Here is a 15,882-nt window from a genome sequence, read left to right as displayed (position 1 = left end):
TATTTTTTTATTCTTCTATTATTACTTTTTGACTTTCTCTGCAAAGTATTGCAATTGCGATAAAAACAAAACTTAGATAAATCGCAATTGGAAACCCAAGTCCTAAGTCATAACTAGCGCTGTCATCATAAAAAGGCAATATTTTCAATGTTACAGCCGTCAGGATTGGCAATGAAAATAATACCCAAAATGCCACAAAATTATCTGGAAAAGAAAATAATCTTCTAAGAATAAAAAACAATAAAAAACCAGTTGTTATTAGTGGAACTATAAAACCTGCCCAATCCCATTTCGTAATTGCTGAAATAATGAGTCCGATTGTAATTGTTAGTATGAAAACTATTAAAATCCCAAAACAGAGAAAAAAGAATGTTGCCAAAAACTGTCCTGATTTCACTTTTGCAAAGAATTGAACCAATATAAAAGTCAAAATTATTATTGCACCAAAACTAGTCATCAGTCCGCGATCATTTCCTCTGTCAATTTTGAATGTAATAAACATCCAACTCCAAAAAAGTGAAAGTGAAATCAACAAAAAAATGGTACTTTGTTTAATGGTTAAGTATTTAATTTCTGTACTTAATTTCATTTTTGATTAACTACTTATTAGTTTTCTAAAGTTCTCGAAAAGTCAAATCTTTACTATTATACCAAGATTACACAATTTCGCATTCAAAATCAACAATTATAAGAAAAATTGCAGTTTATAAATAGGGAACAAAATACAAATTGTATCGCACAAGAACAAACTTGTTTTCTACACAAACCAAAAAAGATAAAAGAATTTTAAATATCTTTGAACTATGAGCACAGCAAAACCAAAACATATCGGTCGAAACATTAGCCGAATTAGAGAACTGAAAGACATGAAGCAGGAAGCGCTTGCTATTGCGATTGGTACAACTCAACAATCTATTTCTATTATTGAAGGAAGCGAAAGTGTTGATGACGAAAAATTAAAAGCAATTGCCGAAGCTTTAGGCGTTCCCGCTGAAGTAATTAGAAACTTTTCTGAAGAAGCTGTTTTTAATATTATTGGAAATACTTATAATGACGACTCTTCTTCTATAAAAAATTATAATTGCACTTTTAATCCGTTAGATAAACTTATTGAAGCTATTGAAAAGAATGAACAACTTTATGAAAGATTGATTCAAGTTGAAAAAGATAAAGCTGTTTATTTAGAAAAGTTGTTGAAAGAGAAATAATCAAAATAGATATTTAAAGAAAAACCGAAGCTTGATTGGCTTCGGTTTTTTTTTGGATTTGATCATTACTGTGTGTGTATTGCAAATCTGTGTTTTCTAACTAAAAAGTTGTTTAATTTTCTCTATGAAACCCTTCTTTTTCTCAGTTTGTTTTATTTCTAAATGAGATTTCTCTAATCTTTGTCTTTTGTTTTTTTCCTCTTTTTCTAATTCATTTAAAAATTGAGGAGTTTCAGAAAGAAGCATTTCTCTTGAATATTTCATTTCATCATCTAAATAATAAACATGAGCGTTACACTCATCAATAAGCACCACAGAAATAAGTCCGACAGATGCTCCTGCAGCAAAGTCATTTCCCCATACAAATGAAAAAACAATATCTTCATCTGTTATATCAGATTTAATCCATTCTAAATCATCAATTATTTCTGATGGTTTTTCAAAATATAACTCAAAAAAAGTTTCGGATCCATTTATCACACAATTAATTCCTTCTTGACCATACAATATTTCAAAATCATTTAGGATTTTAAATTCATATCCTAATTCATTAATTTTTTCTTCAATTTTTGATTTTGTTGGTATGTCTGCTTTTTTCAAAAAAACAAGTTGAGTCATTGACATAGTTTATATTTTTAAATAAAATTAAAGTTTTATTATTTGTGTTTTCAGAATACTAAAGTACAAATTCTTTATAAAACCCGAGATCTGCGTGAGGGATAGAGGCGGTATCCTTTTATGAAGCGGAGCGGAATAAAAGATATAGCCGAAAGCCCGACCCGGAGGGACACGCCCAAAAACTTTGTAAACGACAATTTTCAAATACAAAAAAACCCGAAGCATAATTTAAGCTTCGGGTTTTTATATTATTCTTTACCTTCTAATTCGATATTAAAGTGCCATTCGTGTTCAAACCAGACATGTGAGTTTTCCAGATCTTCCAGAGTAGTATTAATACTAATCCTGGATTGTCCCGAATAACCAGAGTTAAAACAAAATCCAGATCCATCGAATCTGTTAGCAGAACTACCTGCCTCAATACCCAATTTTTCACCATCAACCAAATACCAATAGAAACTATATACTTTGCCAGCTTCTAGATAAAGATTTAATTTTTGCAGATCAAACGGAATAAAACCTCCATAAAACTGTCCTGAAACCTCGGTTGTTGTTTGCGCCAAAGTATTACGTTTTTCATCTTTTATAATTAGTTTTAGTGTTACTGGCAGATTATAATGCTGCTTAGTTGTATAATACGAAAAACCATCACTAAGATGAATACTAAAAGAAGAAGGAACTAAATTTTTATCGACTATAACTATTTGTCCGGTTCCTACATTTCTATCATATGGCAAAATATCCGGAGCATTAGGTCTGTCATCTCCACCAAACCATTTCCACGAATTTGCTTCAGAACATGATCTCGATATGTAAGCATCCATATGTTGTAATTTCACTTCATAAACCTTTTCTGCACCAGATTCAGACTTAACTGTAAAACTTACTGGCGAAGAATAATCTTTTATAGTTTTAGGATCTGGTGTTATTGTAGCGTATTTTGAAAGTTTTAATTCTACATTTAAGTTTTTAAGATCGTTACTTTCTGGTAATCTTTTAGTTATAATTCCTGTTTGGCTATCAATATCTCCTTTTAGCAATAGATTTGGAGTATTAATGTTTAATTCTAAAATAAAATTATCTATACTTGGTTCTCTTTTTATATCTACCGTATAACTTTTTGTTTCTCCGTTTTGTGCCGTAACGACAAATACTAAAGGGCCATTAATAGATTTAATAGTTGCTGGATCTGGACTTATTGTTGCTCCTTCAGGAATTAAAACTTTTAAGTTTATATCGTTTAACTCAAATGTACTTTCTACAATACCAGTTATTGAGTTGTCTTTAATTGAAAATTCCTTTATAACACTTGCTTTTGTTATACTAAAGAATTGGATTGCATTCTCGGAACTTAAATTTTCTTCTGATGCACATGATATCATCAGAACAGAAATGAAGAAAAAAATTGCAAATCGATTGATTTTTGCTTTCATAGTTTTGAGTTAATTTATCAGCCGCAAATATTGTTATTTCTAAAACAAGTTCCTTACGGTAAACCTCATTTTTTTTAAATTTCAAATTAAAAAATTTCAAAAAAACTTTGCGCCTTAGCGCCTTCGTGGCAAAACTCAAAACAAATATGAAAACTTTAATAAATCAATCGTACGCCATTGCTGCAAAAAATAGTAATTTTGAAATTCGAAGTTCAAAAACAAAGTTATTATGAAATATCATCAAATAAGCAGCGCTCTTTTTGTAAAAAATCGCAGAAAATTTACGGCAGAAATGAAACCAAATAGTGTTGCCGTTTTCAACTCAAATGACATTTACCCAATTAGTGCCGACAGTACTTTGCCGTTTGCGCAACACAGAGATATTTTTTATCTAAGCGGTGTAGATCAGGAAGAAAGTATTTTGCTTTTGTTTCCGGATGCGCCTTACGAAAATCAAAAAGAAATTCTTTTCCTGAAAGAAACCAACGATCATATTGCGGTTTGGGAAGGCGAAAAATTAAGTAAAGAACGTGCTTTTCAGGTTTCTGGAATTAGAACGGTTTATTGGCTACAGGATTTTCATAAAGTTTTGAACGAAATGATGACGTATGCAGATACGATGTACATTAATACTAATGAGCATTACCGCGCAACTGTTGAAACTGAAACTCGCGAAGCGCGTTTTGTAAAATGGTGGAAAGAACGTTATCCTGCACACAATGTGGCGAAAAGCAACCCGATTTTGCAACGTATTCGTTCTGTAAAAGAAAGCGAAGAAATCGATTTGATCCAGAAAGCTTGTGATATTACAGAAAAAGGTTTCCGCAGATTACTTTCGTTCGTGAAACCAAATGTTACTGAATATGAAATCGAGGCTGAATTGGCACACGAATTTATTCGTAACCGTTCTAGAGGTTTTGCTTATACACCGATTATTGCTTCTGGAAATAATGCGAATGTTTTGCATTATATCGAGAATAATCAACAATGTAGAGCCGGAGATTTAATTTTGTTGGATGTTGCGGCAGAATATGCCAACTATTCCAGCGACATGACGAGAACGATACCAGTTTCGGGACGTTTTTCTGATCGTCAAAAAGCGGTTTACAATGCTGTTTTGAGAGTTAAAAACGAAGCAACAAACATGTTGATTCCGGGAACACTTTGGAAACAATATCATATTGAAGTTGGTAGAGTTATGACTTCTGAATTGCTTGGTTTAGGTTTAATTGACAAAGCCGATGTTCAGAACGAAAACCCGGACTGGCCAGCTTATAAAAAATATTTCATGCACGGAACTTCTCACCACATGGGACTTGACACGCATGATTACGGACTACTTCACGAACCTATGAAAGCGAATATGGTTTTTACGGTTGAACCTGGAATTTATATTCCGGCAGAAGGTTTCGGAATTCGTTTGGAAGATAATGTTGTGATTCAGGAAAAAGGAGATCCTTTTAACTTAATGCGCAATATTCCGGTTGAAGTTGACGAGATCGAAAGTTTAATGAACTTATAGTTTTGAGATGAAAAATATTTTTCTGTTTATCTCTTTGTTATTTATCGCAAACACTTTTGCTCAAACCGAAGGTTATGCAACAAACAACGATTCTAGCAAAACATATTATAAAACATTCGGAAAAGGCGAACCGCTTTTAATTATAAACGGCGGTCCCGGAATGAATAGTAATGGTTTTGAAGATATGGCTAAAATTTTGGCCGAAAGTCAGGAAACTATTATTTACGACCAGAGAGGAACTGGAAAATCAAAATTAGCAGCTTTGAATTCTAAGACGATTTCTATGAAATTGATGGCTGATGATATCGAATCGTTAAGAAAGCATCTTAAAATTAAGAAATGGAACGTTCTTGGCCATTCTTTTGGTGGAATGCTGGCTTCGTATTATGCAACGGTGTATCCAAACAGTATTAATAAAATAGTATTATCGTCTTCTGGCGGAATTGATTTGACTTTGCTTAAAACAGAAAATCTTATTGAAAGAAATTTAAGCAAGGTAGAAAAAGATTCGATGAATTATTGGAATGATAAAATTGAAAAAGGCGACACTTCGCACGCAGCTCGTTTAGGACGCGGAAGAGCGATGGCGCCGGCTTATGTATACGATAGAAAATATGTTCCGATAATTGCTGAAAGATTAACACAAGGAAATTCGGTTATAAACGGTTTGCTTTGGGATGATATGCAAAAAATTAATTTTGATTGTGCAGTCAAATTAAAAACATTCAAAAATCCTGTTCTCATTATTCAGGGAAAAGAGGATGTTATCAGCAATCAAATTGGAGAATTAGCGAATAAAACAATTCCAAATTCAAAACTTATTTTGCTTGAAAACTGCAGGCATTACGGATGGCTTGATGCTAAGGAAAAATATTTTCATGAAGTAAATTCATTTTTAAAATCATAAAAAACAAAACGGCTTTCACTTCTGAAAGCCGTTTTTGTTTAAACTATTTAATCTCTTACTTTTTTAATACTTTAAATGTTTGTGTGCTTTCGCCTGTTTTAACTTTTACAAAATACAATCCCTGACTGCCATTAATTGTTAAATCTAACTTTGTCAAATTAGAGGCTTTTTCTTCTTTTAGTTTTTTGCCATTACTATCATATAACTGCACTGTTACATCGCCACTGTAATTTTGCAAATCTACAGCAATCTTACCTGATGTTGGATTAGGGTAAATAGCTGCATTTGATGTTTTGGCAAAATCATCTGTTGATAAAGTACTTTCATATTTTACAATTCCGCAGTTTTCATCAAAGTGAGAAACGATTCCATCAACATCATTTGTACTTATATTGCTGCCAAAACTGGTGTAATTATTTACTCTCATATTGGCGCACAAATAAAATGAATCATCTTCTGCTTTAAAAAAATCATATATGTTTATTAAAGGTACTGTAGCATGATTGCGATTATCTCCGTTAGCAGTTATCTTTTTTAAGTTACCTGATACATCATAAGTAGCCAAAAAGAAATCATATTCACTAATTGTTAAGTCATAATTTTTTAAGTCACTAGTAATAAAAGTGCTGGTTCCGGAACCTCCACCAATAATATGCAATTTATCGTTATCCATAATAATTTTACGTCCTCCGGTATGACCGTATTTATTTCCTGTTATCCATTCGCATGTACCAGCAGAATTAACTTTCGCCAAGAAAAAGGTACCAATATTTTTTTGAGTAATTGTTCCATTGGCATTTTCAAAAGAATGGACAGCATTGGCATTATCACACTTATTATTTCCGGTGATATAGTTATTACCGTTCACATCGGTAACCATTGCACCAAATGATACATTGTTATCTTTCCCGTTTACTGTACTACTTCTTGTTTTCCATTGCAAAATACCGTCTTTATTGTATTTAACTAAAAACATTTTAGAACCATATCCTTCAAAACCTTTTAGTACCTCTGGTTTAGTCGTATTGCCCGCAGAATAGAAATTCATATCGAATTCATAATTTCCTCCAAGATAAATATTATTAGTACTATCAAAGCCAAGATTCACAATTCCTGCGTTATTTACATGATAAAGAGTAATTCCTGCATACCAAATAACGGCTCCTAAAGGTGATATTTTTAGCAATGTTAAATTATCTGCCTGCGAAGTTGCCATTGTTTGAGTAATCACAGTTGTTTTAATACCATTTAAATACAACTGGTGTTTGTCTGAATACTGATAATTTAAACTTATCGTTGTTACTAAATTATTGTCTTTATCAATATAAAGTTTTTTTGCTAAAGGGTCATATTCGTCACTATTTAATCTCCAAATCATTTTTCCCTGCTTATCCATCTTCATGATGTAGCCGTTATTTCTACTTCCGTAAAGTAATGGGCTTACCCTGATTCTATCGCCCTTATTGTCTATAAAAGTCCCTTCGTGTGTCCCGCATATATATATATTTCCATCATGATCAACTACAGAAGAAAAAATTATATCCCTTTCTTGAACTGTAGGGTCATGTTCTGTGCTTACAATCCATTTTAAAGCTCCTTTTCTATCGTATTTTGTTAGAAAACTTCCTTTTTTATTTTTAAAATTAGATTTCAATCCAATTTTCGAATCAAATATCTGATCGTTAAAACCTCCAGAAACCAAAAATCCATCGTCTGTTTGGGTTAATCCATAATTACCTTCATATTCAAAACCATTCCATTGAGAATCTACTCCATCATTAACTAATGTCCAGCAATTGCTTGTGTTTTCAGAATCTTTATAAATATAAGGCCCTTCTTTTTCTGTCGCGTCATAACAATCATTAATCGACCATACATCCATATTAACCTTTGTTTCTCCTAAATTTGCAAAACTTAGCGTTTGTTGTGCCCCTTCCGCAGTAGTTAATGATGCATTTGGAGAAAAAGCCCATTTGTATTTTACTGCTTCATTTGCTTTTTGGTAAAAAGTAACGGTTTCGTTTTGTTTCGCATTTATTAAATCTTTATGAAAATCAGCCTTTGTTTCTTCAACAACAATTTTATATTTCTGAGTAAACTCAGCAGAACATGGTCCTAACATATTTTTAGCCTCGATGTAATAATCGCCCGTTAGATCAATAAAATCTGTCGTAAATTTCAACGTACCGCCGTTACCTAATGCGCTGCCATAAGAAACTCCATCACCGTTTTTTCTAAAAATATAAGTAATATCTTGTTGAGAATCTGCAATCTCTACTTCTATTTTTTCATTTTTACACAAAAGATAATCACTTATGGTTACTTTTTTGCCTCCTTCCGGGTAAGCCACTATTTTAATTGTTTTAGTGTCGCTTGTTTCAACTCCTGCTGAATTTATACCTACAAGCTTTATTTTGTAGTCACCTGTTTTTGTAAAAGTGCGTCTTAAATTACCTCTAATTTCAGTTGTAAGCAGCACATCATCAACAAACCATTTACATTGAGTTATTGACCCTAATGTTCCATACATGTATATTTCGGTACTAAGACATCCTCCTTGTGCATTTAATTTTATAAATGGATTCGTTGTCCCTCCAAAATTTGTAGTTTTTAGTATAACACCACCTTTTCCAAAAGCATATATCACATTACCATTTTTAAAAAAATTTGTGATATTATATTTTAGCGAACTTGGCTGCCATTCTAATACATTTATTTCGATTGATCCTTTAAATATTCCATGATCAGTTGCTATAAATAAATTTGAATCTGATTCTGTAATCGCATTACCATTTAATGATCCAAAGTCATAATTGGTATTGGTTATCATCGCATCCTTTGCATTTTTAGTATAAGTATAGCCATTTCCCACAGCATGCGTAAACCCATTTGTTGAAAAATAAACGCTCTTATTATTTGACCCCGGAGTTAAAACATTTACAAAATTGAATTCACTATTGAAATTCTCGCTATATAATATTTTGTCAGCGGCAGAAATTTTGCATCTGTCACTATAAATAGAAATAGACGAAAAATTATCTGTTGAAATATTTTTTACATCTATAATATTTGATGAGTTAAATTTAACGATTAGCCCATTATCGCCAACAGCATAATAAACACCTTGATAATACGTAATATTATTTAGTGAACTATTAGTTTCTCCTACGTACATAATTTCATATGCCATTGACGGAAAAGCTATCTTAATAATTATTGCTTTATGAGTAATTTTATCATACCCGCAAGCAAAAGCGAAATTAGGATCAAATGTGCTATATCTTAATGAGTAACAATGATTAAAACTTGTATTTTGATAAATCTCAGCATTCTTAGCATTATCGGTTATTTCAAATTTTCGCCAATTATTTCCGGCGTCGCCATCAGTAGTATAATAAAGACCGTTTGAGCTAGATGCCAGCCCGTTATTTCCTAAAAAAACAACACCAGTCAAATCATCTGTCAAACCAGTATCTAATTTCACCCATTGACAAAAAGCGAACTGAAAATTTAGTAAAAAGAAAACATAGAGTAAAGTTGACCTCATAAATATTAACAGGTTAATTATTAAAAAAATATCGTAAAGCTAATAAAATTTAGACTTTATACAACACAAACCATCTTCATTTGTTAAAATCAAATTAAGGCTTTAAAAAATCTTACTGTTACTATCTAATACAAAAAGACAAAAAGCTTATTACTGTTGATTATTATCAAAAGCTTATTTTTGTAAAAATTATTTTCAGATGAAAAACATTCTATATAAAAACACTAAAATATCCTATACTGATTCCGGCGAAGGAAACGCAATTGTATTACTTCACGGTTTTCTGGAAAACAAAAAAATGTGGAACGAATATACTACATTGTTTTCAGATAAATATCGCGTAATTTCAATTGATTTATTAGGACATGGAGAATCAGAATGTTTGGGATATGTTCATTCTATGGAAGAAAATGCCAATGCGGTTCATGAAGTTTTAGAACATCTACAAATTGAAAAAGCGATTGTTGTCGGACATTCTATGGGAGGTTATGTTGGTTTGGCTTTCGCCGAATTGTATCCTAAAACTATTCGCAAATTGGTTTTATTAAATTCTACTTCTAAAGAAGATACTCCAGAAAAAAAAATAAACCGAACGCGCGCGATTAAAGCGGTTAAACAAAATTATGTTGGTTTTGTAAGCCTGGCAATTGCAAATTTATTTAGTGAAAACAACAGAACACGATTAGTAGACGAAATTGAAAAAATTAAAGTTCAGGCTTTAAAAACACCTTTGCAAGGAATTGTTGCTTCGCTGGAAGGAATGAAAATCAGGAAAGATCGAGAAGATCTTCTTCATAAAAATCTGTTCCCGGTTTTATTAATTTTAGGAAAAAAAGATCCAGTTTTAAATTACGAAGAAAGTATTTCTCAAATCGAAGACACAACCGCCGAACTTGTTTTATTTGATGACGGCCATATGAGCCACATTGAAAACAAAGAAGAATTGAAAATTATACTGGCTGAATTTTTTCAATAAGTCGAAACAAATTAAAATCAAAAAAGGCTGTTCAAATATATTGAAACAGCCTTTTTTTTCATTGTTGGGGGCAAAAATTATAATGAAATAATATCCTTTTTGAACTTTGACAATGTTGCTCTTGTTAATCCAAGATTTGCTTTTGTAGCGTCTACTGCTAAGTAAATAAAATATTTACCATCTTCAGAAACATCTAAAATATGTATTTGATCTGTTATTTAATTATTGAAAACGGTATCCATTTTGCGAAGCAAAAGTCCCATTTTACTTATATCTTTAGAAAGTAGTGCAACACAATTATCATCCTCATCTTTATTTGCCACTACAATACCATCATTATTTTTAATCATGATTTGCTTTAGTTCTCCATTATTAAGATCTTCAGACATTTCCAGGCTCATTTTCAATATCATACCAATCATTGCTGCAACATTTCCATCATATTCTAAATTAACAGATTCAAGCAAGATTCCGTCAATATTAAAAATCAATCCAGACTCTGCTCCTGTCTCTTCTACTAGTGCATTTATATTAACCATGTTGTAATTTATTGTTTATCAATTATCAAAGATATTTTCAATAAACAGATTTGCCCGATAAACAGTTGTTAAAAAATGAACTCTAATAACTTATTGAGTTACTTTTGTTTATCTTTTAATTTTTAGCAATCTTTAAAATAAGATTCTCAAAGAAAATTAACAGAAAAAAGAGATTTATTGATAATTCTATAGTTTTGTTCCTTAAAATTCATTTATAAAATTAAGATTTACAACAAAGTATGTTTAATAGAAGTTTTTCATAACTTTGCAAAAATTTTATCAAATGAAAAATGTAGAAGAATTAAGATTTGACTTAAACGTAAAACTAATGAAATTCAGAAGGTTTCGTTTTGAAAATGGTCGTCTAAATAATCCTAACACTCAAGAAACTGAAAAGAAAGGATTTTTTAAAAAAATATTTAGTTAAAAGCTACTTACAAAAAAGCAGAAATTTTCAATGAAAATTTCTGCTTTTTTCTTTTGTAAAACAATCACTAACAATTTTTATTAAAGGTAATTTCGTTAAAACAACGGATTACATTTTAAAATTGTACTTCGAGATAAATAGTATTTCTGAATTCATGTTTTATTTTCATAAGAATGAATTAGGTCAGTCATAACAAGCAATTACCGAAATCAGAATTTCTTTAATAAAAATAATTTTAAATTTATTTAACAACTCCAAATTTCATTTCAGATAACGAATTTTAGCCGTTAAATTTTACTTTATTTATTTTTTTACATCCTCTTAAATTTCAAAAAAATAACCAAAACTGTTTATACTTTCATTTTCCCTAAAAAAAGAAAACGTCTGAGAACCGCAGAAATTCTAATTTATTTTTTCTTCGAATGGAATAGTAGCGTCAAAAATTTCATTTAATAATAAAGCAATCTCTTCTAAATAATTTTTTAGAATTTCTGAAGTCACTGTAATGTTCATCTCCTTATCTTCCTTAAAACCAAAAGGCAAAAATCCTGATTTTAGATTTTTAAACGAAATAATTCCAACTTCAATAGGAACGCCTTTAGCTTCATTCTCAAACATGAATGCATAAGCTAAAACCTGAATGATTTTATCGTTTTTAAGCTCTTGTGTTAATCCGTTCCATGATTTCAACACAACGTTTGTCTTTTCAACTTTTCCTGTCTTATAATCAATGATTCTTATTTTCCCGTTACGAAGTTCAATTCTGTCAACATTTCCTTTAATTAAAACCGGAAATGGTAAGCTTGGATGGGCAAACTGGCGCTCAAAAGTTTGTTCTAAAGCAATAATCTGAATAGCATCTCCATCTCGAATTGATTCTGATTCCATTTTCAGGAAATTAGAAACATTTCGTTTAGCCACTTCAAAAGCCAAAAGATTTCGCCCTTTTTTAATTTCGCCTTCTTTATAAACTAATTTAAATTGTTTTAAAACTTCATCATCCAATATTTTAAAACAGTTAGAAATGTCAGTTTCCGAAATAAATTTACCTATAAAAGGTTCGTATAATGTTTTTAAAGTTTCATGAATTATAGTTCCAAGCGTATTTAGCGCAATGTTTTCTTCAACTTCTTCGACTTCACGAATACGAAGGATTTTTTGAAAATAAAATTCAATCGGATTTCGAATATAACTCGTCAATGCAGATGGAGAAAAACCGGCCACTGCAATTTCTTTTAACCTTTCCATTACAGCTTCTGATTTTGGAACAATCATATGCTGATATGCCGTAGTTGGCAATGAAGGATTATAAATGTCAAAAGTAAGATTGTGTTTTGACTGCTTTTCTACTTCTAATTGTGTAATAAAACGACTGCGTTCGCCGGCATCTAAACCATCATTTTCAGTATTGTAAATTAGATAAATATTTTTAGCTCTTTGCAGTAAATGATAAAAGTGATAGGTATAAATAGCATCTTTTTCTTTAAATGTAGGCAAACCCAATTCTCGTTTCACATCATAAGGAATGAATGAGTTTTGAGATTTTCCGGCAGGAAATTTACCTTCATTCATAGAAGTTACAATAACGGTATCAAAATCTAAAACACGACTTTCAAGAACACCCATTATTTGCAATCCACGCAAAGGCTCTCCTTCAAAAGAAACTTCAGCTACATCAATAACTTGTTTGTAAATGGCATAAAGTGTGTCAATATTGTCAATATGTTGATGCTGCGAATAATAATTGATCAATTTATTAATGACTTTAAAAATGGCATACACAAATGCTTTTGCTATTTTTTCTTCTTCATTATCATTATTGAAATTTTCTTTTATTAAAAGTAAAAGCGCAGAAATATTTTCTAAAACGTTGATTGCACCATTTTCCCATTTTTGAAATAACAGCTGAAATAGTTTAGATGGATTAGAACCCAATTCAATAAGTCTGTTATGCGTAATAAAAGTGTAATTATTCTCTTTGATAATCTTTACTAAATTATTTGCTTTTGCATAAGGCTCTACTAACGGATGCGTCAAAATATCAAGAACGTCCTTATAATAAAAAACATAGCTTTCGCCTTTTCTTGAAAGTGCATTTGTATGCATTTTAAACAATTTTGCAATCAATATTTGCGATGGATTATTTTTGCTCGAATATCCCATAGTAATATTCAAAGCACCAACTGAGGAAGGCAATGAATATAAAACCGGCATTAATAGATTTTCTTCACCCAGAACAATTGCAACTTTATCCAGTGATGTTTCCGGATTTTCATTTATTATATTCTCTATAATATTTCCGGCTAATTTGGCCTGACCAATAGTTTTTGGAGTTCCTATTATCTGAATGTTTTTAGATTGAGAAAAGTCATCTACAATCCACTCAAAATGATTTGATTTATAGTGTTTCCAACTTTCTTTAAAACGACGAACAAAAAGTCCCGCATCATGATAAGGATCATTCAAAAAAGTCTGGTCAACATCCCAATAAATTTTAGCCTGATCAAGAGCTAAAAGATGTTGCACTATTTTTTCTTCGGCTGCATTTAAAGCATTAAAACCAGCAAAAACATAAGTGCGATTTGAAATTGTATTCGAAAAATGATTCAGATTATTAACTGCTTCGCGGTAAATTAAACCTTGATAACCTATTTCTTTATTTAGCAAATGATTATATAAAGAGTCATAATATAATGGAAGAAGTTTCCAAAACTCAATATAATTCTCTAAAAGCCTGGTTTTATTTTCTACTTCTATCCCCCATTTCTTAATATCTTCAATATCTTTCAAATAAGATAAAACATGAGACGGATCTAATAAGTAGCGATCTATTTCATTAAAATCCTGCAAAAGGGTTTTTGCCCAATTTGCAAACAACTCAAACGATTGTTGATTTTGTTTTTCGGTAACAGAAAGATAAACTTCATAAAATTCAAAAAGAAGCTCTATAGAGTCGATCGATCTAATTGAAGCAACGTCTTGTACAAAATCTTCAATACTAATAATTTCAGGAGAAAGAATAGTTTGTTTTGTCTCTTTTTTCAAAGCTTCTATCAAAAAAACCTTAGCTCTTTTGTTAGGTAGTATAATAGTTGTTTCAGTCAGTTTATCTAAATAATCCTGAATTATAACAGCTGCAATTTTTTCGAGAAAAGAAGTATTTACCATTTGATAAAAATAAAAAAAGCCATTCAATTAAGAATGGCTTTTCAGTATTATTTACAAAGTAAATTATAGTTTACCTTGGTATTTAGAACCAATATGTTTGATTTCAGTTCTTCTGTTTTGTGCTTTACCTGCAGCAGTTTTGTTACTTGCAACTGGTTGAGAAGATCCAAATCCTTTAGACTCTAGATTTTCTGCGTTAACACCTTTTTCGATTAATGCATTTTTCACAGCGTCAGCTCTATCTTGAGAAAGTTTGTCGTTGATTTTTGCAGAACCTGTATTATCTGTGTGTCCTTCAATAGAGAATTTCGCGTTTGGATAATTTTTAAGGATTTCTTTAATTGCTTCTAATCTAGCTGGAGTTTCTTTGTCTCCTGTTTTGAAAGTAGCTTTACCTGAGTTAAAGTAGATTGCTCTAGCTTGAACTTTAAGGTCTTCTAAAGCCTCAGAAGTAACTTCAGGACAACCTCTGTTACTAGCAGGACCAGCAACTGTAGGACAATCATCATCTTTATCTAAAACACCATCTTTATCAGCGTCTAAGAAAGGACAACCACCGTTTTCTCTTGGACCAGCAACTGTAGGACATTTGTCATCTTTATCAGCGATTCCGTCTCCGTCAGCATCTGGACAACCTTTTAAAGCAGCTAAACCAGCAACATCTGGACAAGCATCATCTTTATCAGCAATTCCGTCTCCGTCTGTATCAGGACATCCGTTTAATGCAGCTAAACCAAATACATCTGGACAAGCATCAGAAGCATCAACAATTCCGTCTCCGTCAGTATCAGGACAACCATTGAATTGTTTTAAACCAGCAACATCTGGACAAGCATCATCTTTATCGTAGATTCCGTCTCCGTCTGTATCTTTACCTCCAAATTTGAAGATAAGACCTGCAGTGTGTTGGAAAACTGATCTGTCAAGAGCCTTATCATCATTAGCAGCAACAGCCCATTTGTACTTTGTAGCTAATTCAAGACCAATAGCATCAGTAAACCAGAAAGTTACACCAGCTCCTGGGTTAACAGTTCCAAAACTGTTATCTCCGAAGAAAGTATAACCACCACCAACAGATAACGAAGGATCGATTACTTTAGATTTGATAATTTCTTTGAAGCTATATTTAATAGTAGCATCAATTCCATAATACATCAAATCACCAGGATTAGTAACAACATTACCTCTTGAATCATGAGCAGGATTGCTTGGATCAAAAGTTACCAATTTATCAATTTTGTTTACAGATCCTTGTAAACCAATAGAGAAACCACTTCCTACATATCTAGACACACCAATGTAAGATAAAGAAGGAAGAATATTCCAGTTGTCTTTTACAGCGAATGGCTGAGAAAAATGTTGATCAAAGAATCCACTTCCTGACCCAGAACTTGTTCTAGTATCAACGGCATTAACCCCAAAAGAGATCGCCCATGGATTGTTGCTGTCTTGCGCGTGAGAACTTAAACCCATCACCATCATCACAGCAACTAAAAGTTTGTTAAGATGTTTCATACTTAATTTTTTTAATTACAAT

12 protein-coding genes are annotated in these 15,882 nt (G+C 31.6%); 5 read left to right on the top strand and 7 right to left on the bottom strand.

The annotated features are described in order from the left end of the window. Nucleotides 1–7 precede the first annotated feature (7 nt). A complete protein-coding gene (locus GKZ86_RS15365) occupies nt 8–589 on the bottom strand; it encodes a hypothetical protein (protein ID WP_154783963.1) in 582 nt (193 codons plus the stop codon). Between the two features lie 214 nt (nt 590–803). On the opposite strand from GKZ86_RS15365, the gene GKZ86_RS15360 reads away from it, so the two are divergent. Then, nucleotides 804–1,208 (top strand): helix-turn-helix domain-containing protein, encoded by a 405-nt coding sequence (locus GKZ86_RS15360; RefSeq protein WP_154783962.1) that lies wholly within the window; start codon nt 804–806, stop codon nt 1,206–1,208. A gap of 96 nt (nt 1,209–1,304) precedes the next feature. Here the strand turns inward: GKZ86_RS15360 and GKZ86_RS15355 are convergent, their stop codons facing one another. Together GKZ86_RS15355 and GKZ86_RS15350 are read right to left on the bottom strand one after the other, a co-directional pair. Next, nucleotides 1,305–1,832: a hypothetical protein gene (locus tag GKZ86_RS15355; protein ID WP_154783961.1), complete on the bottom strand. Its 528-nt coding sequence runs from the start codon at nt 1,830–1,832 to the stop codon at nt 1,305–1,307. A 242-nt stretch (nt 1,833–2,074) separates the two neighbouring features. After that, on the bottom strand, nt 2,075–3,259 hold the full coding sequence (locus GKZ86_RS15350; RefSeq protein ID WP_154783960.1) for a DUF5018 domain-containing protein: 1,185 nt from the start codon (nt 3,257–3,259) through the stop codon (nt 2,075–2,077). A gap of 229 nt (nt 3,260–3,488) precedes the next feature. Here GKZ86_RS15350 and GKZ86_RS15345 point away from each other — a divergent pair, with 229 nt between their 5' ends. After that, nucleotides 3,489–4,781 carry an aminopeptidase P family protein gene (locus GKZ86_RS15345; RefSeq protein WP_154783959.1) on the top strand — a complete coding sequence of 431 codons (1,293 nt, stop codon included), beginning with the start codon at nt 3,489–3,491 and terminating at the stop codon, nt 4,779–4,781. A gap of 7 nt (nt 4,782–4,788) precedes the next feature. Beyond that, nucleotides 4,789–5,688: an alpha/beta fold hydrolase gene (locus GKZ86_RS15340; RefSeq protein ID WP_154783958.1), complete on the top strand. Its 900-nt coding sequence runs from the start codon at nt 4,789–4,791 to the stop codon at nt 5,686–5,688. Nucleotides 5,689–5,743: 55 nt separating this feature from the next. Here GKZ86_RS15340 and GKZ86_RS15335 read toward each other — a convergent pair whose 3' ends face one another. Next, nucleotides 5,744–9,235, bottom strand: a complete 3,492-nt coding sequence (locus GKZ86_RS15335) for a T9SS type A sorting domain-containing protein (RefSeq protein WP_154783957.1) — start codon at nt 9,233–9,235, stop codon at nt 5,744–5,746. A 199-nt stretch (nt 9,236–9,434) separates the two neighbouring features. Between GKZ86_RS15335 and GKZ86_RS15330 the strand changes: the two genes are divergently transcribed. Further along, nucleotides 9,435–10,211, top strand: coding sequence for an alpha/beta fold hydrolase (locus tag GKZ86_RS15330; protein WP_154783956.1), 777 nt, complete (start codon nt 9,435–9,437; stop codon nt 10,209–10,211). A gap of 218 nt (nt 10,212–10,429) precedes the next feature. On the opposite strand, the gene GKZ86_RS15325 is transcribed toward GKZ86_RS15330, so the two are convergent. Beyond that, nucleotides 10,430–10,750: a roadblock/LC7 domain-containing protein gene (locus tag GKZ86_RS15325; RefSeq protein WP_154783955.1), complete on the bottom strand. Its 321-nt coding sequence runs from the start codon at nt 10,748–10,750 to the stop codon at nt 10,430–10,432. Nucleotides 10,751–11,033: 283 nt separating this feature from the next. On the opposite strand from GKZ86_RS15325, the gene GKZ86_RS15320 reads away from it, so the two are divergent. Continuing rightward, nucleotides 11,034–11,177 (top strand): hypothetical protein, encoded by a 144-nt coding sequence (locus GKZ86_RS15320; protein WP_154783954.1) that lies wholly within the window; start codon nt 11,034–11,036, stop codon nt 11,175–11,177. Between the two features lie 402 nt (nt 11,178–11,579). Here the strand turns inward: GKZ86_RS15320 and GKZ86_RS15315 are convergent, their stop codons facing one another. Continuing rightward, complete coding sequence (locus tag GKZ86_RS15315; protein ID WP_154783953.1) at nt 11,580–14,345, bottom strand: PD-(D/E)XK nuclease family protein; 2,766 nt, start codon at nt 14,343–14,345, stop codon at nt 11,580–11,582. Between the two features lie 63 nt (nt 14,346–14,408). Next, a complete protein-coding gene (locus GKZ86_RS15310) occupies nt 14,409–15,860 on the bottom strand; it encodes an OmpA family protein (RefSeq protein ID WP_154783952.1) in 1,452 nt (483 codons plus the stop codon). Nucleotides 15,861–15,882 lie beyond the last annotated feature (22 nt).

Source organism: Flavobacterium sp. LC2016-13, from assembly GCF_009707955.1.
Lineage (GTDB): Bacteria > Bacteroidota > Bacteroidia > Flavobacteriales > Flavobacteriaceae > Flavobacterium.
The sequence above is the reverse complement of the archived record's forward strand: the minus strand, read 5'-3'. Positions and strand labels throughout refer to the sequence as shown.

What these genes read in the sequence shown, in the direction of transcription:
- GKZ86_RS15365 (WP_154783963.1), bottom strand. Translation starts at nt 589, where the DNA reads ATGAAATTAAGTACAGAAATTAAATACTTAACCATTAAACAAAGTACC.
- GKZ86_RS15360 (WP_154783962.1), top strand. Translation starts at nt 804, where the DNA reads ATGAGCACAGCAAAACCAAAACATATCGGTCGAAACATTAGCCGAATT.
- GKZ86_RS15355 (WP_154783961.1), bottom strand. Translation starts at nt 1,832, where the DNA reads ATGTCAATGACTCAACTTGTTTTTTTGAAAAAAGCAGACATACCAACA.
- GKZ86_RS15350 (WP_154783960.1), bottom strand. Translation starts at nt 3,259, where the DNA reads ATGAAAGCAAAAATCAATCGATTTGCAATTTTTTTCTTCATTTCTGTT.
- GKZ86_RS15345 (WP_154783959.1), top strand. Translation starts at nt 3,489, where the DNA reads ATGAAATATCATCAAATAAGCAGCGCTCTTTTTGTAAAAAATCGCAGA.
- GKZ86_RS15340 (WP_154783958.1), top strand. Translation starts at nt 4,789, where the DNA reads ATGAAAAATATTTTTCTGTTTATCTCTTTGTTATTTATCGCAAACACT.
- GKZ86_RS15335 (WP_154783957.1), bottom strand. Translation starts at nt 9,235, where the DNA reads ATGAGGTCAACTTTACTCTATGTTTTCTTTTTACTAAATTTTCAGTTC.
- GKZ86_RS15330 (WP_154783956.1), top strand. Translation starts at nt 9,435, where the DNA reads ATGAAAAACATTCTATATAAAAACACTAAAATATCCTATACTGATTCC.
- GKZ86_RS15325 (WP_154783955.1), bottom strand. Translation starts at nt 10,750, where the DNA reads ATGGTTAATATAAATGCACTAGTAGAAGAGACAGGAGCAGAGTCTGGA.
- GKZ86_RS15320 (WP_154783954.1), top strand. Translation starts at nt 11,034, where the DNA reads ATGAAAAATGTAGAAGAATTAAGATTTGACTTAAACGTAAAACTAATG.
- GKZ86_RS15315 (WP_154783953.1), bottom strand. Translation starts at nt 14,345, where the DNA reads ATGGTAAATACTTCTTTTCTCGAAAAAATTGCAGCTGTTATAATTCAG.
- GKZ86_RS15310 (WP_154783952.1), bottom strand. Translation starts at nt 15,860, where the DNA reads ATGAAACATCTTAACAAACTTTTAGTTGCTGTGATGATGGTGATGGGT.